The 25,175-nt window shown below is 65.0% G+C and carries 27 protein-coding genes; 14 read left to right on the top strand and 13 right to left on the bottom strand.

Annotation, left to right across the window (positions count from 1 at the left end):
• Positions 1–56 precede the first annotated feature (56 nt).
• A complete protein-coding gene (locus HYG81_RS29525; RefSeq protein WP_180839680.1) occupies positions 57–656 on the top strand; it encodes an NADPH-dependent FMN reductase in 600 nt (199 codons plus the stop codon).
• A gap of 38 nt (positions 657–694) precedes the next feature.
• Here the strand turns inward: HYG81_RS29525 and HYG81_RS29520 are convergent, their stop codons facing one another.
• The 4 genes from HYG81_RS29520 to larB form a co-directional block, all read right to left on the bottom strand.
• Positions 695–1,696: a DUF8054 domain-containing protein gene (locus tag HYG81_RS29520; protein ID WP_180839679.1), complete on the bottom strand. Its 1,002-nt coding sequence runs from the start codon at positions 1,694–1,696 to the stop codon at positions 695–697.
• A 114-nt stretch (positions 1,697–1,810) separates the two neighbouring features.
• Positions 1,811–2,059, bottom strand: coding sequence for a GIY-YIG nuclease family protein (locus HYG81_RS29515; RefSeq protein ID WP_180839678.1), 249 nt, complete (start codon positions 2,057–2,059; stop codon positions 1,811–1,813).
• 82 nt (positions 2,060–2,141) lie between these two features.
• Entirely contained in the window at positions 2,142–2,291 is a 150-nt protein-coding gene (locus tag HYG81_RS29510) for a DUF7563 family protein (protein ID WP_180839677.1), read from the bottom strand.
• A gap of 119 nt (positions 2,292–2,410) precedes the next feature.
• Positions 2,411–3,169 (bottom strand): nickel pincer cofactor biosynthesis protein LarB, encoded by a 759-nt coding sequence (gene larB / locus HYG81_RS29505; protein ID WP_180839676.1) that lies wholly within the window; start codon positions 3,167–3,169, stop codon positions 2,411–2,413.
• Between the two features lie 282 nt (positions 3,170–3,451).
• Here larB and HYG81_RS29500 point away from each other — a divergent pair, with 282 nt between their 5' ends.
• The 3 genes from HYG81_RS29500 (at position 3,452) to HYG81_RS29490 (ending at position 4,688) form a co-directional block, all read left to right on the top strand.
• On the top strand, positions 3,452–3,619 hold the full coding sequence (locus tag HYG81_RS29500; RefSeq protein ID WP_008013450.1) for a DUF1931 family protein: 168 nt from the start codon (positions 3,452–3,454) through the stop codon (positions 3,617–3,619).
• Between the two features lie 154 nt (positions 3,620–3,773).
• The gene (locus tag HYG81_RS29495) at positions 3,774–4,229 is read left to right on the top strand and encodes a hypothetical protein (protein WP_180839675.1); all 456 of its coding nucleotides are present in this window, start codon (positions 3,774–3,776) and stop codon (positions 4,227–4,229) included.
• A gap of 72 nt (positions 4,230–4,301) precedes the next feature.
• Positions 4,302–4,688: a hypothetical protein gene (locus HYG81_RS29490; protein ID WP_226375933.1), complete on the top strand. Its 387-nt coding sequence runs from the start codon at positions 4,302–4,304 to the stop codon at positions 4,686–4,688.
• Between the two features lie 22 nt (positions 4,689–4,710).
• On the opposite strand, the gene rpiA is transcribed toward HYG81_RS29490, so the two are convergent.
• Genes rpiA through HYG81_RS29475 form a run of 3 tightly spaced genes read right to left on the bottom strand, consistent with a single transcriptional unit; the run spans position 4,711 to position 7,265 of the window.
• Complete coding sequence (gene rpiA / locus HYG81_RS29485; RefSeq protein ID WP_180839674.1) at positions 4,711–5,418, bottom strand: ribose-5-phosphate isomerase RpiA; 708 nt, start codon at positions 5,416–5,418, stop codon at positions 4,711–4,713.
• Between the two features lie 51 nt (positions 5,419–5,469).
• Complete coding sequence (locus HYG81_RS29480) at positions 5,470–6,327, bottom strand: ABC transporter permease (protein WP_180839673.1); 858 nt, start codon at positions 6,325–6,327, stop codon at positions 5,470–5,472.
• On the bottom strand, positions 6,324–7,265 hold the full coding sequence (locus HYG81_RS29475) for an ABC transporter ATP-binding protein (RefSeq protein WP_180839672.1): 942 nt from the start codon (positions 7,263–7,265) through the stop codon (positions 6,324–6,326). The genes HYG81_RS29480 and HYG81_RS29475 overlap by 4 nt, the downstream gene beginning before the upstream one ends.
• A gap of 322 nt (positions 7,266–7,587) precedes the next feature.
• Between HYG81_RS29475 and HYG81_RS29470 the strand changes: the two genes are divergently transcribed.
• From HYG81_RS29470 to HYG81_RS29460, 3 genes are all read left to right on the top strand, one after another.
• Positions 7,588–7,887 (top strand): hypothetical protein, encoded by a 300-nt coding sequence (locus HYG81_RS29470; RefSeq protein WP_180839671.1) that lies wholly within the window; start codon positions 7,588–7,590, stop codon positions 7,885–7,887.
• A gap of 87 nt (positions 7,888–7,974) precedes the next feature.
• Positions 7,975–8,751: an ABC transporter ATP-binding protein gene (locus HYG81_RS29465; RefSeq protein WP_180839670.1), complete on the top strand. Its 777-nt coding sequence runs from the start codon at positions 7,975–7,977 to the stop codon at positions 8,749–8,751.
• The gene (locus HYG81_RS29460) at positions 8,748–10,133 is read left to right on the top strand and encodes an ABC transporter permease (protein ID WP_180839669.1); all 1,386 of its coding nucleotides are present in this window, start codon (positions 8,748–8,750) and stop codon (positions 10,131–10,133) included. The genes HYG81_RS29465 and HYG81_RS29460 overlap by 4 nt, the downstream gene beginning before the upstream one ends.
• A 149-nt stretch (positions 10,134–10,282) precedes the next feature.
• Here the strand turns inward: HYG81_RS29460 and HYG81_RS29455 are convergent, their stop codons facing one another.
• On the bottom strand, positions 10,283–10,855 hold the full coding sequence (locus HYG81_RS29455; protein ID WP_180839668.1) for a DUF5518 domain-containing protein: 573 nt from the start codon (positions 10,853–10,855) through the stop codon (positions 10,283–10,285).
• Between the two features lie 85 nt (positions 10,856–10,940).
• Positions 10,941–12,056, bottom strand: a complete 1,116-nt coding sequence (locus tag HYG81_RS29450; protein WP_180839667.1) for an AI-2E family transporter — start codon at positions 12,054–12,056, stop codon at positions 10,941–10,943.
• A gap of 109 nt (positions 12,057–12,165) precedes the next feature.
• On the opposite strand from HYG81_RS29450, the gene HYG81_RS29445 reads away from it, so the two are divergent.
• The 5 genes from HYG81_RS29445 to HYG81_RS29425 all read left to right on the top strand — a co-directional run bounded on the left by HYG81_RS29445 (position 12,166) and on the right by HYG81_RS29425 (position 17,021).
• Positions 12,166–13,281: a thiamine ABC transporter substrate-binding protein gene (locus tag HYG81_RS29445; protein ID WP_180839666.1), complete on the top strand. Its 1,116-nt coding sequence runs from the start codon at positions 12,166–12,168 to the stop codon at positions 13,279–13,281.
• Between the two features lie 4 nt (positions 13,282–13,285).
• Complete coding sequence (locus HYG81_RS29440) at positions 13,286–15,199, top strand: ABC transporter permease (protein ID WP_180839665.1); 1,914 nt, start codon at positions 13,286–13,288, stop codon at positions 15,197–15,199.
• Positions 15,196–16,248: an ABC transporter ATP-binding protein gene (locus tag HYG81_RS29435; protein WP_180839664.1), complete on the top strand. Its 1,053-nt coding sequence runs from the start codon at positions 15,196–15,198 to the stop codon at positions 16,246–16,248. Before HYG81_RS29440 ends, HYG81_RS29435 begins: the two co-directional genes overlap by 4 nt.
• Before the next feature lie 90 nt (positions 16,249–16,338).
• On the top strand, positions 16,339–16,650 hold the full coding sequence (locus tag HYG81_RS29430) for a carboxypeptidase regulatory-like domain-containing protein (protein WP_180839663.1): 312 nt from the start codon (positions 16,339–16,341) through the stop codon (positions 16,648–16,650).
• 188 nt (positions 16,651–16,838) lie between these two features.
• A complete protein-coding gene (locus HYG81_RS29425; protein WP_180839662.1) occupies positions 16,839–17,021 on the top strand; it encodes a hypothetical protein in 183 nt (60 codons plus the stop codon).
• A 6-nt stretch (positions 17,022–17,027) separates the two neighbouring features.
• On the opposite strand, the gene HYG81_RS29420 is transcribed toward HYG81_RS29425, so the two are convergent.
• Complete coding sequence (locus tag HYG81_RS29420) at positions 17,028–18,899, bottom strand: SLC13 family permease (RefSeq protein ID WP_180839661.1); 1,872 nt, start codon at positions 18,897–18,899, stop codon at positions 17,028–17,030.
• A gap of 178 nt (positions 18,900–19,077) precedes the next feature.
• A complete protein-coding gene (locus HYG81_RS29415; RefSeq protein ID WP_180839660.1) occupies positions 19,078–21,453 on the bottom strand; it encodes an ATP-dependent DNA helicase in 2,376 nt (791 codons plus the stop codon).
• 207 nt (positions 21,454–21,660) lie between these two features.
• Here HYG81_RS29415 and HYG81_RS29410 point away from each other — a divergent pair, with 207 nt between their 5' ends.
• Positions 21,661–22,236 carry a DUF1684 domain-containing protein gene (locus HYG81_RS29410; RefSeq protein ID WP_180839659.1) on the top strand — a complete coding sequence of 192 codons (576 nt, stop codon included), beginning with the start codon at positions 21,661–21,663 and terminating at the stop codon, positions 22,234–22,236.
• A 234-nt stretch (positions 22,237–22,470) separates the two neighbouring features.
• On the opposite strand, the gene HYG81_RS29405 is transcribed toward HYG81_RS29410, so the two are convergent.
• The gene (locus HYG81_RS29405) at positions 22,471–23,151 is read right to left on the bottom strand and encodes a class I SAM-dependent methyltransferase (protein WP_180839658.1); all 681 of its coding nucleotides are present in this window, start codon (positions 23,149–23,151) and stop codon (positions 22,471–22,473) included.
• 385 nt (positions 23,152–23,536) lie between these two features.
• Here HYG81_RS29405 and HYG81_RS29400 point away from each other — a divergent pair, with 385 nt between their 5' ends.
• Positions 23,537–24,115 carry a DUF7090 family protein gene (locus tag HYG81_RS29400; protein WP_180839657.1) on the top strand — a complete coding sequence of 193 codons (579 nt, stop codon included), beginning with the start codon at positions 23,537–23,539 and terminating at the stop codon, positions 24,113–24,115.
• A gap of 78 nt (positions 24,116–24,193) precedes the next feature.
• Here HYG81_RS29400 and HYG81_RS29395 read toward each other — a convergent pair whose 3' ends face one another.
• Positions 24,194–24,976, bottom strand: coding sequence for a DUF7089 family protein (locus HYG81_RS29395; protein ID WP_180839656.1), 783 nt, complete (start codon positions 24,974–24,976; stop codon positions 24,194–24,196).
• Positions 24,977–25,175: the final 199 nt, after the last annotated feature.

Here is a 25,175-nt window from a genome sequence, read left to right as displayed (position 1 = left end):
TCGGCCGTCGGTTCGACTGCAACGGCGTTTTCCGAATCAGTCGCGTACGCCGGGGTATGACGCGCTCCCCCTCCGTCGTCGCCGTCAGCGGCAGCCTTCGCGAGGAGAGTTACACGCGGACGGCGCTGAAGTACATCCTCCGGGCGGCCGACCAGGCCGGCGCCGAGACGACGCTGCTCGACCTGCGGGAGTACGACCTCCCCGTCTACGACCCCGACGTCAACGATCGCGATCAGGGCGACGCCGAGGCCGCGACGCGGCCGGTCCGCGAGGCCGACGCCGTCGTCCTCGGAACTCCGGTCTATCACGGCTCGTACTCGGGAGCGCTGAAGAACTTCCACGACTACTGCGGGTTCGACGAGTACGAGGACACCACCGTCGGCCTGCTCGCGACCGCCGGCGGCGGGAGCTACGGCTCAACGCTCGATCACCTGCGGATCACCGTTCGCGGCGTCCACGGCTGGGTCCTCCCGCATCAGGTCGGGCTTCGAAACGCGTCCGAAAAGTTCGAAACCGATCCCGACGCGATCGACGACCGTCGGTTCCGCGACCCCGCCCTCCGAGACCGCGTGGAGAAACTCGGCCGGATGCTCGTCGAATACGCGTTCATCGACCCCAACGTCACGTCGTCGCAATCTGCGGCGGCTGACGACTGAACTGCCGAGTCGAGCGGCGGTGCCGGACGCCGACGGACTCAGACATCGACGCCGTCGAGTCGCTGTTCGAAGAGCCGTTCACCCGTCTCCTCGCAGGTGACCGCGACAACCTCGTGAGACGTACAGCAGGATTCGACGACCTCCTCGCCCATCCGCACGTCGCCGCCGGACGGACAGGTCTCGAGGAACATCCGGAGGCCGTTGAGCACCTCGCCTTTCGTCTCCGGGGGGTACGCCGTCCACTCGGCGAGCCACGACTTGAGGGACCGGCTGGCCGCGATGTCGGCGAGCAGGGCGGCCCGGGACGGCCAGTTCCCCGCAGCACCGGACGGTGAGAGTAGCCGCCGGGCCTCGTCCCGTTCGACGAGGTCGAACTCGTCGGGGTCAGCATCGAATCCGAACGCGTCGACGGCCGCCGCGACGTCGATACCCGACTCGTTGAGGTCGCTAATCTCGTCGAACCAGTCGGCCTCGAAGTCCGCGGTGAGACAGAGATCGTCCCGATCGGCACAGGGCTCGAGGATATCGTGCTCGAGAAACAGCGTCTCGAGGTCGACGGGAGCCGGCTCGTCGGCCACAGTCGGCTCGGTGTGGGCCTCGGTCGAATCGCTGGCGCTCTCACTGCCGTCGGTCTCGAGCGGCTCGCCCTCGTCGTAACTGGTGACACCCACGTCGCTGTCCGCGCTCGAGTCGGCGTTGAACCGGCCACGGTCCCCGTCAGCGATGTCGGTCGGCGCCGCAGATGCGGCGCCACCGAGACCGCTGGCAACCGCGGGCTCGGGGTCCTTGCCGAACCAGCGCAGGACTGCGGGCGGGAGGTATCGCTTGGTCAGCGTCGGCGTTCCGGGGACGAGATATCCCCGGAGGTAGATCAGCGCGACCGAGAGTCCGACGGCGAGGAGCCCGCCGAGGCGGGATTTCCGTGCGATAATGGAGCCGAGTACCGCCGCGATGATGAGATTGAGGACGGTACACGGTTCACAGCGGTTCTCACCGATGTATTCGGGCTGTCTGAGATCGTCGACGACATCGATTTGCATCTCGAGATGACTATTATTCTATCGACATATCTATTTTTCGGACAAGACAACAGAGATAATAGCGCTGAGAGCGGATCGCCGACCTGCGACCACGTGGAACTGGGAAAGCGGCGCTCACTCGAGGCCAACGAGCCGTTCTTTCTCCGTGCGACGCAACTGCTTGATCTCGTACTCGCGGGACATCGCGGCCGACTTCGAGTCGAACCGCTCGTGGTATTGGAGTTCGACCGGCGTTCGCCCGCGCGTGTACTTCGCGCCCTCGCCGGCGTCGTGTTCGGCGACGCGTCGCTCGAGGTCGGTCGTGTAGCCGGTGTAGAGCGAGCCGTCGGCGCACTCGAGGACGTAAACGACGTGATCGGCCATCGCTCGTGGTCAGGCGGGGACGCGTAAAAAGCGTCAGGTCCGGTGGGACGCGTGGTTGTTGGTCATGTGTTGGTCGCGATCGTCAGGTTCCGCGAGCGCGCTCTTTCGCGGCCTCCGCGATTCCGGCGTTGGCCGAACAGCTGACGCAGGCGTGGATCTCACCGTATTCGTCGGCGAAGACGCGTGCGAACCGTTCGGAGACGTGCGCGCCGCAGTGGTCACACTTGGGCATTGGTCACACCGGCCGAAGCCGGTACTCGAACGTACCGGGTGAACGGTTAAATATCCTTCCCCAAACGCTGTGTGAGTTTTCGATAGTGGAAACTATTTTTCCGTAACTAGGTGTGCGTGTCAGTCACGAGCGGTGTCGATCGCCCGCGCAATCAGGGTCGCCTGGGCACCGGCGACGAACCCCGCGTCGATGTTGACGACCGACAGCACGGTACAGGATTGGAGCATCCCGGCGAGTGCCGCCTCGCCGTTCCCGGCGTGACCGTAGCCGCTCGAGACGGGAACGCCGATGACCGGCGTGTCGACGAGGCCTGCGATGACGGTCGGCAGCGCCCCCTCTCGGCCGGCGACAACGATCAGTACGTCCGCCTCGCGGAATCGATCGAGCTGATCGAGGGTCCGAGACAGCGCCGCGACGCCGATATCGTCGACTCGATCGACCGTCGCGCCGGCGTCCACACAGACGAGTTCCGCCTCGTCGGCGACCGGTCCGTCGACCGTCCCACCGGTGGCGATTCCCACGGTCGCGTCGAGGGACGGCGAATCGGACGACGACGTTGTCACGCGGACAGTCGTGCTTCGGCGGTCGATCGTCGCCTCCGGAACCGTCTCGTCGAGATGGGCCTCGAGCGCGTTGAACTGCGAGTCGGAAACGCGGGTGAGCAACGCTCGACCCGTCGTCTCGAGGGCGGTTTCAGCCAGCGCAATGACCTGTGAAGCTGACTTTCCTTCGGCGAAGATCCCTTCCGGAATGCCCCGACGCCGGTCGCGGGTCGCGTCGAATCGACCCGCCTCCTCGGTGACGTATCCCCTGAGCTCAGCTTCGGCTGCCGTCGGCGACAGCGAGCCGTCGGCGACGGCCTCGAGCAGTTCGCGCATACTCGTCCTCCGCGACCGACGTACTCGAATCCGTCGACCCGATTTCGAGACGAACCGGAACCGCCGATCCCCCGATCGCAGAACGTGCGCGCGAGCCCCGGAGGACCGCGCGCGAGCCGGATCCACCGGTTCGATAGCGTCGGAAATCGTGTCCGCCATTCATCAGACATATACTTTCCGGTGGTTTGGGTCGTCGAAACGGGCGAATCAACCGCTGCAACCCCCGTATTTCCATCTCTAAGCAGAAATCTTATATGGGGTAACGCGAAACGGATACATCGTATGGCAGACCTTATCGTCAAAGCCGCCGTAAAGGAAGCGCTCGATGACAAAAACGTCGCCTCGGATTTCTACGACGCACTCGACGAAGAAGTCTCGGAGCTGCTCGACGACGCCGCCCGACGCGCAGAGGCTAACGACCGGAAGACGGTCCAGCCCCGCGACCTGTAAAGCACGCTATCTGAGCGGTTTTTTAGGGACACAAGTCGACTAGCGATGCTTGTCGCAGGCAACCGGTAGCGAGCGCCGAGCCGGTTCGCGTTCAGTGATCACCCCCTGCTTGCCGGCTCGAGTTTTTTGTCCCACGCCGTGATACGTCCAGGAGATGCTACGGAGACTCCTGATCGCCTTCGGACTCATCGAGATCATCACACCGGAGCCAATCATCAGGTTGTGCGAGCGAATCGGCCTGCGAAACCCCGCCGCGACCCAGCGACGACCGTTGGCGCTAACGGGCGCTCGAGTCGAGGGGTTGCTCTTCGTCTGGTTGCTCGTCCGTGGCCGCGAGGGATCGACACTGGTCACCGCTGGTCTCGGACTCGCCGGGCTGGCGCTCGTGCTCGTCCCGCGGCCGATCATCAGGCTCAGTCAGCACCTCGTGTACGTCAACACCGACGACCTCGAGTTACGCCCGTGGGTGGAGCCCGCGGCGCGCCTGCTGGGTGTGCTCTACCTGACCGTCACGCTGCTCTCCCGAAGTACCGACACGGAGACGACGACTGACCAGACGCATGACGAATCGGACCAGTCGTCGTCCCGGCTTCGTCTCCGCTCGAGTTGAAATTGAAACGCCGATACAGAAACGATGCGAGCCACGAAATGAACACTGGCAATTGGGTTCGCCCTGCTCGAGGTGATCGCCCCCGACCGGGTCATCGAATTCGGCGAACGACTCGCGTTCGAGACCCCCGATCAGGGCAGATTACGACCGTGGACGGTCCCGATCGCGCGACTCGAGGGGCTGGTGTTCGTCTGGCTGCTTTCCCGTGACGATGGGGTGCCGGCGGGTATCGAGACGGGGATCGTCATCGGCGGCTGTCTCATGGCGTTGCTCCCGCGAACGGTCGTCGACTGGGGTCTCGGAGCGGCCTACGAGAACCCCGACGACCTCGAGCTAAAGGGATGGGTGATACCCGCAACTCGCTTGCTCGGGGCCGTCTATCTGATCGCCGGGCTGTTCTCGCGGCCGGTCGATGCGCCACGCAACGCGGCGGGTAACCGCCGGGAGACGACGGAGTGAGAGATAGTTCAGTAGCCCCGCGTCAGTAGCGCCGCACCTCGACGCTCCCCTCGGTGCCGACGTAGGTCGCGTCGGCCAGTCCGACGAACAGGCCGTGTTCCACGACGCCTGGAATCCCCGAGAGCCGCGTCGCCAGCGCGTCGGGGTCGTCGATCGGGCCGAACGCGCAGTCGAGTATCAGATTCCCGTTGTCGGTCACGACCGGACCGTCCTTTCGCTCGGCGTCCCGGAGCGTCGGCTCGCCGTCCAGTTCCCGAATCCGCTCGGCGACGACCGTGTGGGCGTCGGGGCGGACTTCGAGCGGGACCGGGCGCTCGAGGCGATCGCTCAGCTTCGAGGGATCCGCGACGACGATGAACCGGTCCGCGGCCGCATCGACGAGTTTCTCGCGCGCGTGTGCCCCACCGCCGCCCTTGATGAGCGCGCCGTGGGCCGTCACATCGGGGTCGTCGACTACCTGATCCGCGCCGTCGATCGCGAGGTCGACGCCGTCGACCGCGTCGAGTTCCGTCAGTGGAACTCCGACCTCGAGGGCCAGTTCCCGGGACTGGAACGAGGTCGGAATCCCGCGGATCTCGAGGCCATCGTCGACGGCGCGGCCGAGTGCCCGTATCGCGTGAGCGGTCGTCGAACCGGTACCGAGGCCGACGACGAATCCGTCTTCGGCCTCCTCGGCCGCGCGTTCGCCGGCGTCTCGTTTCGCGTCGGTGGAGCCACCCTCCGTCTTCATGCGTGTCAAAGCGGGCGGCGACGGGAAAAACGTTGTAGCTCGGCGACGCAATCAGAGGTCGACGCGATCGAACCGCCAGAGCCCGAATCCGAGCGGGACGAGCGCCCAGATCGCCAGCAGAACGAAGCCGAACCACGGCTCCGCGACGACCGGGAGCGTTCCGTCGGTCAATCCCGCAGTCTCGTAGGTGCTGGCAACCGTGAACTGATTGTCACTGAGCACGGCAGCGATCGCGGAGCCGTACGCAGCGTCGGGCGTCAACGAGTTCATGGCGAGGAACCAGTCGGGGAACGTGTCGGGGAAGAACTCGCCTTCGACGACGTAGAGCAGCGCTTGCGCGAGGAAGCTCCAGAGGAACCAGAACAGCACGACCAGTCCGAACGCGCCGATCGCGGCTTTTGTCGTCGATCGCGTCATCGAGGAGATGCCGACGCCGATACAGACGTAGACGAACCCGAACAGCACCGTCACCAGTGTGAATGTGACGTAGTCGACGATCGAGACCTCACCGATGAAGGCGACGAGTCCGATCAGGCCGACACCGAAGCCGATCAGGATCGAGACGGCCACCACCGCCGTTCGGCCGAGCACCTTCCCCAAGACGACGTCACGGCGGCGGTGTGGCAGTCCGAGGAGGAACTTCAGGCTTCCGCTCTCTCGCTCGCCGGCGATCGCACCGTAGCCGACGACCAGGGCGATAACTGGAACGAGAAAGCCCGCCGGCGTCTGCAACGCGAGGATCAGATCCATCGTCGTGTCGCCGCCACCCGAGTCGAACAGCTCCGATAGCCGCGACGCGAGGAACGCCCCGCCAACGGTAAACAGGGAGAAGACGGCGATGAGACCGAGCAGCACGCGGGATCGCATGGCGTCCCGGAAATCCTTCTTCGCGACGACGATCGAACTCATTGTACCACCCCCGTACTATCGGCCGAATCGGACGTGTAGGCCATGAACAGGTCCTCGAGCGAGGACTCGTCGGTTTCGAAGTCCTCGACGGTCACGCCGTACTCCTCGATGGTGTGCAACACGGTCGTCTTCGCCCGGTCCTCGCAGGCGACGACGATGGTTCGGCCCTCGGGCGTCACCGACGAGACGCCGTCGACCGATTCGACCGCCTTGAGCGCGGCCGAGGAGTCGTCCGGGACGCGGTCGAGGGTCACGCGAAGCCGGGTCTGGTCCGGCGTGGCGTCGCGGAGCCCTTCGACGGTGTCTTCGGCGATCAGGTCGCCGTCCCGGAGGATGCCGACGCGGTCGCAGACCGCTTCGACCTGGCCGAGGACGTGCGAGGAGAAGAAGACGGTCGCGCCGCGGGCGTTCTCCTCGCGAATGATCTCGCGCATCTCGCGGGCACCGTTCGGATCGAGACCCGTCGAGGGTTCGTCGAGGATCAGCAGGTCGGGCTCGCCGACCAGCGCCGTCGCGAGCATGAGTCGCTGGGCCATCCCTTTCGAGTAGCCGCCGGCCTTCCGGTCGGCGTCGGCGGCCGAGAGCCCGACCCGTTCGAGGAGTTCGTCGGGATCGTCGTCGGCTCGTTTCGATTCGATCGCGAATTTGACGTGCTGACGGCCGGTCAGGCGGTCGTACAGTTCGGCACCTTCGGGGAGGATGCCGGTCCGCTTGCGGATCTCGAGGCTGTCGGACTGGGCGTCCAGGTCGAAGACGCGCACCTCACCCCGGGTCGGCCGAATGAAATCCAGCACGAGATTAATCGTCGTCGACTTTCCCGCGCCGTTCGGACCGAGAAAACCGTATATTTCGCCCTGTTCGACGGTGAGGTCCAATCCCTCGAGGGCCGTTTCGGTACCGTATCGCTTCGTCACGTCTGAGATGTCTATGGAGGGCACTGTTCAAGTAAGATAGTTTTTCTAGGTACAAATATGTTACCTCATCGGCTAGGGAAGCAGCGACACGAGGGAAACGTAACGACACCTGTACCCTCGGCCTTCAGTAAACGGTGATGCGACGGACGACCGGCCGTACTCGCCACTAATATCGTGGCGACCCGGCATGCTGTCAATGGAAAGATCTTTAGTTAGTGTTTATTGTATATCAATTGGAGAGTGACACAATGAACGAACGTACTCCACGTCCCGTCGGTCGAGCCGGTATCGACCGACACCGATGGTCCCGTGTCCGAACGATCGACCGCTCAAGGCGGGTGAGATAATGTTGCAATTCGCCTTCCTTCCGCTGCAGTCCGGCGGCGAAGCGCCCGCCCTCGACCCGACGATCATCCTCATCGGAACGGTAATCGGGATTATCATCGCCGCCATCGGCGGCTACTGGGTGTATAAGGACGCTTCAAAGCGCGAAAACAACGAACTCTTGTGGTCGATCGGCATCGCCGCATTACTGTTTCTGCTTCTCCCCGTGGGAGTCGTCGCCCTCATCGTCTACGTCATTGTCCGTAACGACGTGACGAGTGGAGATCCGACACAGGACGGAACGGTCAGTAGCGAGTGGTAGCGAAGCCACCGGCAGTTCGTGGTCCGTGACCGCTTGCGGGCTGCCGCCGCGCCGAACCTTTTTTGAATCGTCCGTGGTCGAACGCGCATGGCGACTTCGGACACGGCCGTCTCCCTCTCGAACGTCCGCAAAACCTACCGCATCGGCGAACCGGTCCACGCACTCGATGGCGTCTCCCTCGAGGTCCCACAGGGATCCTACACCGCGATCATGGGACCGAGCGGCTCCGGCAAATCGACGCTGATGAATCTCGTGGGCTGTCTCGATACGCCGACCGAGGGCACGGTCGTCGTCGGGGGTCGCGAGGTCGGGGCGCTCGGGGACCGCGAACGGACCCGCCTGCGGGGGACCGAAGTGGGGTTCGTCTTCCAGACGTTCAACCTGATGCCGCGACTGAACGCCGTCGAGAACGTGGCGTTACCGCAGCTGTTTCAGAACGTGGGTCGATCCGAGCGCCGCGAGCGTGCGCGTGCCCTGCTCGAGCGCGTCGGCCTGGCCGATCGAGCGGATCACCAACCCAACGAACTCTCGGGCGGCCAGCGCCAGCGGGTGGCGCTCGCCCGGGCGCTGGTCAACGACCCGGCGATCGTGCTGGCCGACGAGCCGTCGGGGAACCTCGACACCGACACCGAGGCGGATATTCTGGACCTCTTCGACGAGTTCCACGGTGGCGGGACCACGATGCTCGTCGTCACCCACGAGCGCCACGTCGCCGAGCGGGCCGACCGAATCGTCCACCTGCTCGACGGGAAAATCGAACGGATCGAGGACCTTGAGGGGAGCAGCGAGTCGCGGGCGGGATCGGCGGCGGGTCGGGGAACGGGACGCGAGGGAAGGCGGAACGGCGGAGGCGACGCCGAATGAACCCGCTCGAGAGCCTACGGCTCGCGTGGCGGTCGATCCGCGGCCACCGGCTTCGGTCGGCGCTGACGACGCTGGGAATCGTGATCGGCATCGCGGCGGTGATCACGTTCGTCACGCTGGGCGCGAGCCTGCAGGCCGGCGTGATCGGCGACATCAGCCCTGACGACCAGCGCAACGTCTACGGCTGGGCCGCCGAACCCGATACCGAGGGCGGCCCGCTGGCGGGCGCCCAGCCCGTCTTCACACCGGACGACCTCGCGGCGGTCGAGGACCTCGAGGAGGTCGAGGCGGCCTACGGCTACGCGACGATCCAGACGCAGGCGATCTCGAACGGCGAGGAGCAGGTCGCACAGGGCAACGGGCTGATCGCGTCGGGGCCGTCGTACATCCGCGAGGAGCGGCTGACCGAGGGCAGGCAGTTCGAAACGGGCGAGCACGAGGCGGTGATCAACCCCGCAGCGGCGGGCCAGTTCGAGGAGAACGTCAGCGTCGGTGACGAACTGACGGTGACGATCCTCGGCGGCCAAGAGACGACGCTCGAGGTGGTCGGTATCACCGATACCAGCGAGGGACTGAGTCCGTTCGAGGGGTTCGAGTCCTCGCCGCGGGTCTACGTGCCGACTGATCCCTACTACGCCGAACAGGCAGTCGGGCTGGGATTCGGGGGTGACGATGAGAGTAACGGCGGCGGAACCGAGAGCGACGGCAACGGAAGCGGTGGAAACGAGAGTTCCAGCAACGAAAGCACCGGTAACGGAAGCGCCGGTGACGGGAGCGGTGGCAGCGGGGGCGACACGAGCAGTGACGCACGGTTTCTGGCGATCATCGTGGAGGCCGAATCCGCCGACCAGTCCGACATCGACGCGGCCCGCGAGAGCGCGACCGACTACCTCGAGAGCGACGCCTCCGATGCGAGCGAGTTCCTGAGCGACGACCTCGAGGTGCAGTTTCAGACGAGTACCGAACTGCTCGGTCAGCTCCAGGACGTGCTGGATCTCCTGCGGAACTTCATCGTCGGCATCGCGGCCATCTCCCTGCTCGTCGGCTCGATCGGGATCGCGAACATCATGCTCGTCAGCGTCACCGAGCGGACCCGCGAGATCGGCATCATGAAAGCCGTCGGCGCGCAGAACCGCGACGTGCTCGGGCTGTTCCTGACCGAATCGGTGATTCTGGGTGTGATCGGTGCAGTCCTGGGAACGGCACTCGGGCTCATCGGGGGCTATCTCGGGGCGCAGTACGTCGATCTCCCGCTGGTCTACCCCCTCGAGTACGTCGCGATCGCCATCGCCGTGGGGATACTCGTCGGGATTCTCGCGGGGCTGTATCCGGCCTGGCGGGCCGCGCGGACGGATCCGATCGACGCGCTCAGGTACGAATGAGGTGATCGGCATTCATCGGAAGTAGCTGTGAATGGAGCGCCGGATGAGAATTCAGAGAGGCGTGTGCTGCTACCGGAGCGGCAAGGAAAAGCCACACCTCCCAAGCCGATTCGTTCGGTCGCTGGTATGCTGCTATCGTCTCGGCCTGCTCACCGCTCCTGATCCGATCCGCGGTCGCGGTCACGCTCCCTCTCTACGTATCGATCGTCCGCTCGTCCGCTCGAGTCCCTGTCCTCGAGCATTGAATCCGATTCACGACCGAACTCGCGGTCCGATCTCGACGTGACGTCGGCTGTGCGAGACGGTTCCGTCGAGCCCGTCTCGAACCCCACCGTCTCCCGCGTTCGTCGGTGTTGGGCGGGGTATTCGCGTGCGAGGTACGCACCCAGATAGCCACCGAGCAGCGACAGGCCGACGGTGTAGAGCAGAACGAAGGCCCCGACGCCGAGGATCACGAGCGCAAACAGGGCGACACCTTCGATGGGGACGCCACCGGCCAGTCCGAGACTGAGGAACCCGAAGAGGAGGAACCCGATCCCTGCGAGGGGAACGAACGCGATCGCCCCGGACAGGGCGCCCGCGACCGCGCCTGCTCGTTCGTCCGGTCCCTCGAGAAATCCCGCCACGACACCGCCGAGGACCGGCGAGAACGGAATGAAACCGAGGACGACGCCGATGACAGCGCCGATGCCCGCGTTGACGATCGTTCGACCCCGAACCATACCGAACCAAGGGGCGGGAGGGAGAAAAGTATCGGTGGTCCGAGGGAGTCCGTCGTCGGCGCGTGAATCGGACTGTCTGACGGCCTCAGTCGTCGCCGTGCGAACTCGACTCTTCGAATGTCGTCTCCGTCTCGCCGAGATCGGTCGGCGGCTCCTCGGGGTCGTCGACGAGTTCGGTGAACGTGGCGTCGCTGTTGACCTCGTCGGCGAGCAGGTCGACGGCTTCCACGAAGACGGCGACGATCAGCGGGCCGACGACGACACCGATTGCACCGAGGGTGAAGAGCCCGCCGGTGAACCCGACGAAGTAGAGGCTGCCGGAAAAGCCGGCCGATCGTCTGGCGAGTCGCGGGCGGACGGCGATGTCGGGCAGCCAAGCGATGAGGCCGAGGCCGAGCACGCCGATCAGCGTCGCTGCGACGAGGTCGCCGACGGCGACGTGATAGAGCGTGATCGGAACGACGAGCATGCTCGGCCCGATGATCGGGACGAACTGCAAGACCGCGGCGGCGATCGCCAGTGTCATCGCCGCCTCGTAGCCCAGCGCCCAGAACAACGGGTATGCGACGGCCAGCGTCGCAAGCGACGTTGCCAGCTGCAGGACGTAGATGGCGTACAGCGTCTCGCGGGCCCGTCGGGCGAGCGCGTAGACGATGTCTCGATAGTCGTGTGGAATCGGTGCGATGGCGGCCCGGCCCGCCTCACTGCCCTTGAGTAGCAGCCCGAACAGAAGAACGACGAACAGCGCGAACTTGATCGCGAGCACCGGCAGTTCCAGCGCGAACGAGGTCGCGGCCCCGCTGAGGAAGTCGAGAATGGAGGCCTGTACTTGACCGGCTTCGACCGAATACGTCATTCCAAAGACCGAGATCGATAGCTCCGGCGGCAGCGACGCGACGAGGTCGACGACCTGCTCGAGCCGAAAGTAGAGCGCGATGATCAGCGGCGAGAAGACGGCGACTGCACTCACGAAGCCGATCAGGGTCGCCGCGAGCGCGCCGGTCCACTCGGTGAGCCCGCGCCTGACGAGCCACCGCTGGACCGGCATGAGGACGTACGCCACGGTGAGCGCGAAGAGGATCGTTCCGAGCACCTCGAGCAAAATTGCCCCGGTCACGACGCCGATCGAGACGACGATTCCCGCGAGGACGTACCGACGGCGTCTGTCCGCGCGTGCGTTCCCTGTCGAAATTCCTGTCACAGCCGTGACTATCACCCGGCGGACAAAGTCTTTCGGCTCGAGTGACACCGTCGAAACGGAGCGTCGACCGATCAAGAGTCTTAAGACAACTCAGTGCAACCACCGGGTAATGAAACGACGAGCGTTCGTCGGCGCAGTCGGTGGGAGTGCCGTCGCCGGCATCGCCGGCTGCTTGACTCGCGACGAGAACGATAGTTCCGACGACGACGGCGATCCCGAACCGGACGATCCGGACCTCACGGGAGAGCTTCGGGTCGCGACCTACGAGACGATGGTCGACGGCGAGGGCACAGCCGGCCCGTGGCTCAAGGAGGCGTTCGAGGAGGAATATTCCGACGCCACACTGGAGTGGACCACTCCGAACAACGCGATCAACGACTACATCGATCGCGAACAGCAAAACGCTGACATCGATGCCGACGTCTATCTCGGGGCGAATATCGACGACCTCGTCCGCATCGACGACACCCTCGACGAGGGCGGGCTCCTTCGGGAACTCAACGTCGACCGGATCGACAACTCCCGGCGGATCCGCGACGGACTCGACATGGGCGATCCCCACGGCCGAGTGCTCGCCTACGACACGGGGTACATCTGCCTCGTGTACGACGAAACCGTCGTCGACGAACCCGAGACGCTCGACGACCTGACCGAACCGGCCTACGAGGACGCGCTGCTCGCCCAGAGCGCCCAGAGTTCGGACTCGGGACAGGCCTTCCTGTTGTGGACGATCGACGCCTACGGCGAGGACGGGTATCTCGACTACTGGCGTTCACTCGACGACAACGGCGTCCGTATCCTCGAGAGCTGGGACCAGTCGTACAGCGCGGCGTACATGAACGAAGAACGGCCGATGGTCGTCTCTTACTCGACCGATCAGGTGTTCGCCAACGACTATAACTACGATATGAGTCGCCATCAGGTTGCGTTCCCGAACGATCAGGGGTACGCGAACCCCGAGGGGATGGGAATCTTCGAGGGAGCGGCCGAACTCGATCTCGCCTACGAGTTCCTCGATTTCGCCCTCTCGAGCGAGGCCCAGGCAGTCATCGCCCAGCGCAACGTCCAGTTCCCGGCCGTCGAATCGGAGTACGTCGACCTCGACAATGAGTTCGACCGGTATGCACACGTGCCGCCGGAAGCGGTGACGATCGGCTACGACGATCTCCGGGGCAACCTCGACGGCTGGGTCGAAGACTGGGCGCGCGAATTCGCCAGCCAGTAGGTCCGTGTCCCGACCGGGAGGCTCCAGCCGTTTCGGCCGACGCTGGCATCGATCAGCCGCCGCTCGCCGCTGGCTCGAGCGCCACGCGCTCGCCCTGACGGCGCTGGCGACGGCTGCCATCCTCGCTGTCATGCTCTATCTGCCGGTCGGCGTCGTCTTCGTCAACGCCGTCTTCGACGACGGCGCGGCCACGCTCGCGTTCTTCCGCGCGGTCCTCACCGACCCGTTCTATTTCGGGGTGCTCGCGGACATCTTCGCGGAGCCGCTGGCGGTTCGCGGCCACCTCGAGTCGCTCGTCGGCTGGCTCGCGGCTATCTCGCTCTCGGTCTCGCTCGAGTATCCGCTCCCGGGCCTCGATCTTCCCGTTCCGTGGCCGCAGGTCGACGCGCCCGCCGTCCGCAAGGGCCTGTTCGGATTTACGGCCTATCAGGCCGCGCTGTCGACGGTCGCGAGCGTCGCGCTGGGGCTCCCCGCCGCGTACGTGCTCGCGAACTACGAGTTCCGTGGTCGGCGGACGTTGCGGTCGCTGACGATCCTGCCCTTCGTCCTGCCGGGAATCATGGTCGCTGTCGGCTTCTACGCGATGTTCGGGCGGGCGGGAACGCTCAACCAGCTCCTCGCGATCGGCGGACTCGGGCCGTTCCCGTTCATCGAGTGGAATCCGCTCGCGATCGTGATCGTCGCCCACGCGTTCTACAACGCGCCGCTGGTGGCTCGCGTCACCGTCGCCGCCTGGGAGTCCGTCGACGTACGGGCCGTCGAAACCGCTCGAAGCCTTGGAGCGAGCCCGCGCCGCGCGTTCCACGACGTGGTCGTTCCGCAGCTCCTGCCGGCCGTCCTGACCGGCGCGCTGTTGACCTTCATCTTCACCTTCATGACCTTCCCCATCGTGCTCGCGCTGGGCGGCCTGCAGCTCGCGACCGTCGAGGTCTGGATCTACGATCGCGTTCGACAGCTCGCCTACGCCGAGGCCGCGACGCTCGCGATCCTCGAGACGATCCTCTCGCTCGCCCTGACCTACGCCTACCTCCGGTACGAGTCCGCCCAGTCCGGGCTGGCTCGAGGGGCTACTGCACCGTCCCGAACCCCGCTCTTTCCCGATCTCCGGACGGCGCTCTCGCCGCGCAGACTGGCGATCGTCGGCTACGGACTCGTCACCGTCGTCGTCTTCGTCGGCCCGATGGCGAGTCTCGTCGTCGGCAGCGTGACCGACGGAAGCGGGTTCACGCTGCGCCACTACGCGTTCCTGCTCGAGCGCCAGCTCGAGGGGGCCGACTACCAGACGCTGCCGTGGATCGCGATTCGGAATTCGGTGCTGTTCGGGGTCGCGACGCTGGTCGTCGCGGTACCGATGGGCGTGATCGTCTCGGTGGTGACGGTCCGAGCGGGTCGGGGCGGGGCCGTCGTTGATACGCTCGCGATGTTGCCGCTCGCGGTCAGCGGTGTCGTCTTCGGAATCGGCTTGCTGCAGGGACTCGTCTTCGGCATCTCGCTGCCCGGCGGCTGGCGATTCCAGGTGACGGGCGCGGTCGCGATCGTCGCCGCCCACGCCGTCGCGGCCTACCCCTTCGTCACGCGCAACGTCTCGCCGCTGCTCGCGAACCTCGATCCGGCGATGGTCGAATCCGCTCGAGCGCTGGGGGCCTCTCGGTACCGGGCTCTCCGCGACGTGGAACTTCCGCTGGTGGCCAGCGGCATCGTCGCCGGAGCCGCCTTCGCCTTCGCCATCTCGATCGGCGAGTTCTCTTCGACGGTGATTTTGGCCAGCGGCAGTCAGACGTACACCATGCCCGTCGCCGTCGAGCGCTATCTCGGTCGCCGCTCCGGTCCCGCGATCGCCATGGGAACGGTGCTGTTGTTCGTCACGGCCGCGAGTTTCGTCGTCGTCGACCGCGTCGGCGGGAGGTTCGAGCAGTGACCGACCTTCGCCTCGAGGGCGTCTCGAAAGTCTACGGTGAGACCGGCACCGCCACCGACACGGTCGCGCTCGAGGGCATCGACATCGCCGTCCGCGACGGGGAGTTCTTCACCCTCGTCGGCCCCTCCGGGTGCGGAAAGACGACCACGTTGCGGACCATCGCTGGATTCGAGGAGACGACCGAGGGAACCGTTCGGTACGACGGTCGGGAGATGGCTGGCGTCCCACCCGAGCGGCGGGACATCGGCGTCGTCTTCCAGAGCTACGCGCTGTTCCCGCACATGAGCATCGCCGAGAACGTCGGTTACGGCCTCCAGTTTCGGGAGCCGCCGGAGGGACTGTCGGTCGACGAACGCGTCGCCGACCTGCTCGAGCTGGTCGATCTCGAGGGAATGGACGACCGCAGTCCCGAAGCGCTGTCGGGCGGCCAGCAACAGCGGGTGGCGCTGGCTCGAGCGCTCGCACCGGCGCCGGACCTGCTCTTGCTCGACGAGCCAATGAGCGCGCTCGACGCACAGCTCCGGGAGTCGCTGCGCAGACAGCTCAAACGGATTCAGTCCGAACTCGAGATCACGACCGTCTACGTCACCCACGATCAGGCGGAGGCGCTGGCAATCTCGGATCGGCTCGCGGTCATGAACGGCGGCCGCGTCGAGCAGGTCGGTCGCCCGCAGGAGATCTATCGCGAACCCGCGACGCGGTTCGTGGCCGAGTTCGTCGGCGACAACAACGTCTTCGACGGCGAGGTTCGGAGCCGTGACGGCGAGTACGCGCAGGTCGAGATCGACGGCGAGCGGTTCACGCTGTCCGCCTCCGACGGAACCGATCGGCTCACGTTCTGCGTTCGGCCGGGCGCGCTCTCACAGTCCGTGGAGCGCAACCGGCTGACGGTGAACGTCGAGACCAGCGAGTTCCTCGGCGAAACCGTCCGCGTCAACGGTCGGTGGAACGGTGCACGGATCGTCCTCCAGCTCCCCGAGGTTCCCGAACGCGACGAACTGACGGTCGGGTTCGACCCCGACGACGCACACGTCGTCGGTCCGCACTGAGGGCCACCACAAGCCGTCTTGGCCGGCTGTCTCGACCGTCCCGGGATGTGCAAGTAGATGTCTTTCACTACAGGCGTGGTAGCACCCCGCATGAGAGTTACCCGAAAGCTCCGGATCGACCTCGAGCGGAGAGAGGTAGCGGTCGGGACAGAGATTACCGTCCGCGTCCGCGATAATCGACGATACCCCGTCGAGGGAGCCGTCGTTTCGACCGAAACGAAATCGGTGCGGACGGACGAACGGGGGCTGTGTCGACTGCGGTTCGACTCGCCGGGGTTCTGGAAGCTCACCGCGGCGAAATCGCCGAGCGAGCGCGTGGCGTACAAGCGGGCCTCGGCGCTCGTTCGAGTGGTGCCGAACGCGGCCGCACTCCGTCCGTATCGTCCCATGAACACTCGATAACGGCACCCGTTACCATCACAGCCGGGCGCGGGACGTTTCCGGGGCGTTTCCGAGGCGTTCAGTCGCCTCGAGAGCGGCGAGTCGGCGGTCGGATTCAGCCTCGAAAACGGCCCCATGAACGGTCCCGTCTGTAGACGGACGATATTGACTGCCACAGCGTTATCCCGCCAGCGACCGTATCCGAACCGATGGCAGACTCCAAAGACAGTCGAGACAAGCAGGCCGACGACACGGAGAAGCGCCAGCGCGAACGGGAACTGGACGAAGCACTCGAACGAAACGACGAGGACGAACCGTCGCTTGACGACGAGGACGAAGCCGAACTGGACGAGGAAGCGTCGACCGAGGAGAGCGACGAAACGGAGGAGTGAGGCCCGTTACGTGAGGCCCCAGAAGAACGCGATTCCGAGGACGGTCACGACGGAGAGCAGCAACTGCAGCGGTGCGCCGACCCGGACGAAATCCATGAATTTGTAGCCGCCCGGCCCGTAGACGAAGAGGTTCGTCTGATAGCCGACGGGCGTGAGGAAGGCGGTCGAGGCCGCGAACGTCACCGCAAGCACGAACGCGAACGGGTTCGCACCGATCTGGGTCGCGGTCTCGACGGCCACGGGGAGCATCAACACGACGCTCGCGTTGTTGGAGATGACGCCCGTGATGAGCCCCGTCGCGAGATAGAATACCCACAGGACGCCGATCACGGGGAGGTACGTTCCGGTCGAGGCGACGAGGGTGCCCAGGAGATCCGCCCCGCCGGTCTGCTCTAAGGCGATCCCGAGCGGGATGATGCCGGCCAGGAGGAAGATCACGTCCCACTCCACGGCGTCGTAGATCTCGGTCGGTTTGAGGACGCCCGTCGCGACCATCGCGACGACCCCCGCGAGCGCGGTCACGAGGATCGGCAGGGAAAAGGCGGCGAGTCCCTCGAACGCGCCGACGCCGGTCGCGCCGGCGAGCGTCGAACCGACCGTCCCCCACGGGACGGCGACGAAGCCGACGACGCCCGCCATGATCGCCGCCGCGTGGGGAATCTTCTCGGTCCGGTAATCGGGTTCCTCGGGTTCGTGTGCGACGATGAAGTCGTCGTTCTGTGACAGTCGGTCGATGCTGTCCGGAGCCGCCTGGACCAGCAGCGTATCGCCCACGCGGATCCGGCGCTCGTCCATGTCGCTCCGAACCGTCTCGCCTCGGCTGCGGAATGCCAGCACGGTCGCGTCGTAGCGCTGTCGAAACGTCGAGGTTTCGAGCGATTCGCCGACGAGGAACGAGCCCCGCGGGACGACGATTTCGACGAGGGTCCGGTCGGGGACTTCCTTGGGCTCCAAGTCGTCGGCGGTCTCGGGGCTACCGGCGAGGGTCAGCGTCCCCCGGTCGACGAGTTGCTGGACGGTCGGTCGGTCGGCCCGCAGCCGGAGCAGGTCGCCCGCTCGAAGCGTCTTCTGACCGATGGGTTCGATGAACTCCTCGTCGTCGCGGACGACCTGCAGAATGTCGGCGTCGAACTCGACGTGGTCGATGGCGTTGGCAACGGTCGTCCCGATCAGCGGCGAGTCCTCGTCGACGACGACTTCGGTCAGGTACTCCTCGATAGCGTAGTCCTGAACGTAGTCCTCCTCGACGGGGACGCGTTCGGGCAGCAGTCGGTGGCCGATGGTGAGGAGATAGATACTCCCGACGATCAGGACAATGATCCCGAGCTTGGTGAACTCGAACATCGAAAACGGCTGCCCGAGCAGGCGTTCGGAGACATCGCTCGCGAGGATATTCGTCGAGGTGCCGATGAGCGTGAGCATCCCGCCGAACATCGAGGCGTACGAGAGAGGGATCAGGAGTTTCGAGGGCGAGGTCTTCCCCTTGTGGGCGATGTCAGAGATGACGGGAACGAGGATGGCGACGACCGGCGTGTTGTTGATGAAGCCGGAGATCGGGCCGCTGACGCCGATCGTCGCGAGGAGCTGTTTGTCGAGGTCGTCGCCCGCGAAGGCGGACATCTTCCGCCCGAGTATCTGGACGACCCCCGTCTGGCTGATCCCCGAACTGAGAATGAGCATCGCCAGCACGGTAATCGTCGCCGAATTCGAAAAGCCCGAGGTCCCCTCGGCCGTCGAAATTTCGGTGAGGTTCACCACGCCGTCGGCTCCCAGCACCATCAACAACACCATAATCAGGATGGCAGTCACGTCGATGGGGAGCAGTTCGGTGATGAACAACACGAGCGCGATGACGATGACCCCGAACACGGCTAGCATCTGGGGCGTCACTGCGAGCGAACTGGAGTCGGCAGCCAGCGGGGCAATGCCAGTCTCTATCGAAAGCAATCCGGACACAGTTGACGGTACGAATTCTCTGGCGGTGCCGCTTGAAGGCCCCGATTCGGTGCGAACTCGCTCGAGGTCGATACTGACGCCCGATCGAGTCGATCACCCGTTACTGCGGGGCGAGGCGCGACCGAAATCGCTCGAGACCCACGTCGAGCATGTCCGGACTCACCGTCTGAAACTCGCCGTCGTCGGGCAGGTACGGCCTGACCGAATCCCAGCTGTCGCGGGCATAGCGCTCGTCGAGCAGGACGCGCACGCCGACGTCTTCGGGGCTGCGGATGACGCGGCCGATCGCCTGCCGGGCCTTTCGCACTGCGGGAATGGTGAGTGCGTAGGTGAAGCCGTCGCCGAACTCGTCGTCGTACGCCCGGCGGACGGCTTTCGTCCGCGGGCTCGAGGTGTTGACGATCGGAACGCCGCAGACGACCGCCGCGGCGAGACGATCGCCGCTGTAGTCGACGCCCTCGGTTAACGTCCCCCGCAGACTGGTCACGAGCACCTTCCCCTCGCCGGCGAAGAACTCGTCTTTGAGCGACTGGGTCGTCTCGTCGTCGCTCGCAACGTCTACCAGGACGGGTTTCTCGATCCGGTCCTCGAGGACGCCGGCGGTCCACTCGGCTTCGGCGTAACTGGGCATCCCGACGAGGATGTTGCCGGGAAGTTCCGCGACTTTCGCGATGGCGCTCGCGTAGGACCGCCGCGTCGGATTGTCTTCTCCCGGACTCCCTCGATTATCGTAGGTGTACTTCGGTGCGGCGACCGCGAAGCTCTCGCGGTTTTCTCTGGGAAAGTGGAGTCCGTATCGCCGCTCGACGACCGGCCTGTCTTCCTCGCGCTCGAGGTACTGAAGCCCCGTTACTTCGGTGAAGGCGTCCATCGGCTCGAGGGTCGCACTCATCAGAATCCCGCCGCCGAACATGGCGAGGCGGTCGCCGATGGCGTCACTGGGGACGCAGTTGTGCAGAGCCAGCCGGGCGTTGTAGGCTCGCCGCCACGAGTCCGCGGGCTCGGTGTCGTCCCAGGTTCGCTCGAGTTCGATCTCCCGGAAGTAATCGGTGTGTCCCTGCCGGTACCACTCGCCGAGGACGCGACCGACCGCGGGTGCGGCGCGGGTTCGATCCTCGTCTTCGGCTTCGTCGAGGATCCGCGCGACGACCGCACCGACGGACTCGGCGCGGACCCAGTCGGCGTCGCCGTACCCCGCCTCGATCGCCCACTCGCTGAGTTCGTCTTCGGCGGGCTCGCCCGGATCGCGGAGGGGAATCTCCTCGTCGGAGAGATCATTCAGGTCCGACTGCCAGCCCCGGTGGTTCCGGTCGAGATGGGCTGTGACTCGACGGTCGAGTTCCTCCCGGAGGTCCCGGACGAACTCGAGGGTCCGATTGAGTTCCTCGTAGGAGACGTCGCTGTCGTCGAGTTCGGCGCGAACGAGATCCGCGTCGGCGGTCTTGGAGCCGCCTTCGGCCTGCCGGCCCTCCCGCTCGAACTTGACTGGCTGGATGACCCGCGAGAGCTCCGTCTCGGCGTCCCGGAGCGTGCTGTCTGCCGCGCCCTCGCTGACTAGGTCGCGGACGCGGGGCTCTAACATATGTGCCTCGTCGCAGACGACGTACGTCGACTCGTCCAACAGTGCGCCGGTAAAGGAGCCGACCGTTCGGGGGTCGAAGGCGTGGTAGTAGTTGCCGATCACGACCTCAACCTCGCCGAGAGCGGCCCCCATCACGGAGTGCGGGCAGGTGCCGTGTTTCACGGAGCGGGCGACCAGGTCTTCCGGAGTGACCATCCCTGCATCTGTGATATCGTACGGGACCGCCTCCGCGGTCGACCCCTCTTCCTCCTCGTCCGGCAAATCGTCGAGATACTGCGCGTAGAACGGACAGTACTCGGTTTCTGCGCCTACGGGCCCGCCATCGCCGTACTCGGGGAGTTCCGGCGGGTACGACGTCGATTCGCCCGCGGTCTCGAGGAACGTATTCTTGGACTGGCTCCCGCTGTCTGCCAGTCCGATCTGCTGGCTTCGGGCGCGAGCGGCCAGGTTCTGTGCGGTCGTGTCGCCGCCCTCGCCGGTGAGGTCGCGAGTGCGGTCCCGCAGGGTCTCACAGCGGTCGTAGACGTTGCCGTCGTCGAACCCCGCCGCAGACTCGCGGTTGTACGGACAGACGTCGGCCTTCCCGACCAGTGTGAGTCCCGAAATCGGGTCCCAGTCGGCCGGCAGGTTCTCGTTGATCGTCTCGAGGTCTGCTTCGAACTGGCGCAGTTGCTGTTTGACGCTCGTGAGCACGAGCACGCGTTCGTAGTCGGTGTCCGGGTCGCGTACGAGGTCGATCCCCGCGGTGAGCGCGATCATCGTCTTCCCGGTACCACAGGCCCCTTCGATGACGGAATAGCCGCCGTCCCGTCCGGTCTCGATGGCCGTCTCGATACCGTCGACCTGCGGCTCGTAGGGCTGGGAGTGCCCGAACACCGTCCGCCAATTCGTCATTCTTGCCGTACTCATCGTCGGTCGTGCATAGCGTTGACGGACTGGATTGGCCGCGCGATGGTATATAAATATCAGGTGGAGCGGGAATCGTTTCTACTCCATGGTATCTATCCGTTCTCTTCCTCGAGTCCATTCGGACGCATCCGTGTCGGAGCGGGTAGCCGAGCGGAACGTAACGCCTTCCAGTCCCGACCACCTATACCGGCCATGAGCGACTCTATCGACGTCGACCGCTATCGGGACGAACTCGAGTCGAAACGAGCCGAAAAAGACGAGTTCTTCGCCGACCATCCCCAGTCGCCGATTCCGCCGGCGGAGCGAGACGACTTCAACGGACTCGACTACTTCGATCCGGACCCGACCTACCGCGTGAGCGCCACTGCGACAGTTCACGACGACCCCGAGGTCGTGCTGATGGACACCACCGCGGGCCGCGAGATGCGCTACCTCCGCGTTGCGACCCTCGAGTTCGAACTCGATCGGGAGGATGAAGACTTAGAAGACGGCACGTTCGAACTCGCGGCCTACCAGCAGGAGAGTCCGAACGAGGAACCGCTGTTCGTCCCGTTCCGCGACAAGACGACCGGCCAGCAGACCTACGACGGCGGTCGGTACATGGAACTCGAGCCGGAACATGATCTCGCGGACGGCGACGAGATTATCGTCGACTTCAATATCGCGTACTCGCCGTTTTGTGCCTACAGCGACACCTTCGACTGCCCGCTGCCGCCGGAAGAAAACTGGCTCGAGGTGACGATTCCGGCCGGCGAACGACACGAGTAGCGCCAGTCCCAGTCCAACTCTCGTCACGATTGTACGGCCAGGGTGTGACTGGCACAGTCAGGATGAAACTGCTGCAGTCGAAGTGGCAGCGCAGGAGAGTATCACCGACGAGACAGGAGTGTTTCGACTCGAGTCAGGGGTCGCCTCACGGGTTGTAGCGAGTAAATCGAAGACTCGAGTGGAAATCAGGGGGTTTTCGTTGACAGATCGGGCGTCAGCAGGCGGTTCGATCTGTCAGGGAGCGACACCGACGGTCAGCAGCGTGCCGAACTCGCGGTAGCGCTCGACCATCTCCTCGCGGGTGTCCCAGTCCTCGAGCGGGAACTCGCTCTCGCCGGGGATCTCGATCTCGCGGTCGGGGATCGTGTCTTGTTCGGCGACGAACAATCCGGCGTCGCGAAAGGCCTCGCGGTACTGGTCGCGATCCCAGCGCGTCATCTCGATGGCGATGAACTCCTGCCACTCGTGGGAGTGGACGTTCTCCTCGTAGTAATTCACGGCGCAGTAGACGGTGCCACCGGGTCGGAGGACGCGGGCGATTTCCTCGAGCGTGTGGTGGGGATCCGCCGCGTAATAGAAGGCTTCCATACTCCAGATGTGGTCGATCGAGTCGTCGGCGAAGGGGAGCGCGTCGAAGTCTCCGACGACGTAGCCGACGTCCGAGTCGTCCGTGTAGCCGGCCGCGTTGCGGGCCATCTCGGGCGCGCCGTCGAGCCCGTAGACTCGGCCGGCGTCTTTGGTATCTCGGAGCGCCCGACCGGCGTAGCCGCTTCCGCAGCCGAGATCGAGAACGGTATCGCCGGGTTCGATTGGCATCCGCGCGAGCGCGTGCTTGGCGGTGTGCCAGTGGCGCTCCTCCATCCCCTTATCGCGACCGCTCGCCGCCCACTCGTCGAACTCCTCGCGTACGCTCATGAGAAAGCCATAGACCTCACGAGCCTAAACGCGTTCGACTATACGGTGCGGTGGCGTCGGGAGAATTCGTTCAACGCGTCAGGTAAACTCGTTCGAGAACGAGCTACAGCCGTTCAGGAAGCAATCCTCGAGCGGGAGCGACTCGACCATTCTCATCGGTGCGGGAACCACCGACAGATACTTTAGGTCGGCCTAAAATATTGTAAGTGAAGGGTCGACGATGACCGAAATCCGTGGGCATCCGGATTTCGAGGACGACGCTTGGTGAGTCGCTCTGTCCCACCCTCGCCAGTTTGCGAGACCCTTCCGCCGTTTTCAGCAGCAGTGTAGTGCTGAGAGATACATCCGCAATCTTAAGGGAGTGCCGAAAGTTGTTCACGTCAATATGGATTACACGCTCGAAATAGACGGGACACCGGAGACGGTCCCGGGTGGGACCGGCGTACTCCTTTTGCATCCGAGCACCGGCGAAACCGACCGCATCGACACCGATTTCCTCAAGACCGATACCGACAATTTCCTCGTCATCTCCACTCGAACCACTGCCCGCGAGGTCAGGCAGAAACTCGAGTACTACGACGTCGACGAGGAACGCGCCGAGATCCTGGACACGCTGAGCATCGAACACGGCTACTCCCGGCGCGCGTCCGACACCGTCCACTACGTCGCCGCCCCCGACGACATCGACGGGATCGTCGAGCACATCGACGGCTTCCTCGCCGACCACGACGGCAAACTCCGCATCAGCTTCGACTCCGTCACCGAACTCGCCTACTACGCCGGCGACGAGCAGGCCCTCGAGGCGGTCGAACGGATCCTCGAACTGCTCGAGGAACACGACGCAGTCGGGCTCTTCCATCTCTCGGAGGACCCCCACGACGACGCGCTCGTCGACGAGTTCCGCGGGCTGTTTGACGGTGTCGTCGACCTCGACGAGGACGGCAGCGTCGACGCCGAGTTCTGAGCAGCGGTTGGGAGCGCACTATCGAGTTACGGAAATCGAAACGAAAGAGCAGCGGCGAGCGAAACCGCGGCGAGCGATCTATTCCTCGAGCGAGTCGAACGTCTTCTCGGCCCACTGGATCGCGTACTCCGGCCCGTGGTCCAGATACGCCTCGGTATCGAGCGCGGCGAAGGGGGCCGGCAGTTCGATCGCGTGCTTGATCGCCGCACACGCGAGTTCCGTCGCATCCGCGAAGTCGGTGTCACCGCGTGCGACCGCCCGCGGGAGTTCGGAAACGCGGCCCTCGAGTCGCGAGCCTGCGTCCTGCCAGGCATCGGCGAGTTCGGGATGCTCGTCGTGCCAGTCCGCGAAGACATCGCGAGTCTGCAGTCCGACCCAGCCGTCGTACAGTGCCGCGGCGACCTGGTAGGTGTCGTTCGGATCGAGCGCGACTGCCTGGTCGAGGTCGCGATACGACTCCGCGAAGAATTCGATGAAGTGTTCGGGGACCTCGAGGTCGACCTGGACGAGCGCTTCGGCGATCAAGAAATCGACGAAGGACTCGGGCGAGCCCTCGACTCGTGGTTTGACGAGGACGATCGGTGGCTCGGTCTGGCGAGTCCAGACGACGCTGCCGTCGCCCGGCATCCCGATCGTGAGATCCGAACTCACGTAGCGGGCGAGCAAGGTTGGCGCGTCGTCGGGAAGCCACGCTGCGGGATAGCTCGCGGGCTCGAGCGCGTCGACGACTAAACCGAGGTCCTCGGCAAGTGCCGGGTTCAGCGTTTCGAAGTCACGCTCGCAGTCGAGGACCTGCACGTCGGGTGCGTGGCTCTGGCGAACGGCTTCGACTCGATTCGAGAGCGGACGGGCCTCGAACATCAGGCGAGTGCGTTCTGGAAGACGAGCAGGATCGACAGCAGCGCCGATGCAGCGACCGTCGTGAGAACGACCTTGGTTGCGGTGCTCATACTCGTGGCGTCGTCTCCGTCTCGCTTAAATCCATCTGTCTGGAGACGCTGGTCGTTGCTTCGACCGCGCTCGCGTCACGGTGTTTGTCCCCAAATATGTGCACGTAATC

Source organism: Natrinema zhouii, assembly GCF_013456555.2.
Taxonomy (GTDB): Archaea; Halobacteriota; Halobacteria; order Halobacteriales; family Natrialbaceae; genus Natrinema; species Natrinema zhouii.
The sequence above is the reverse complement of the archived record's forward strand: the minus strand, read 5'-3'. Positions and strand labels throughout refer to the sequence as shown.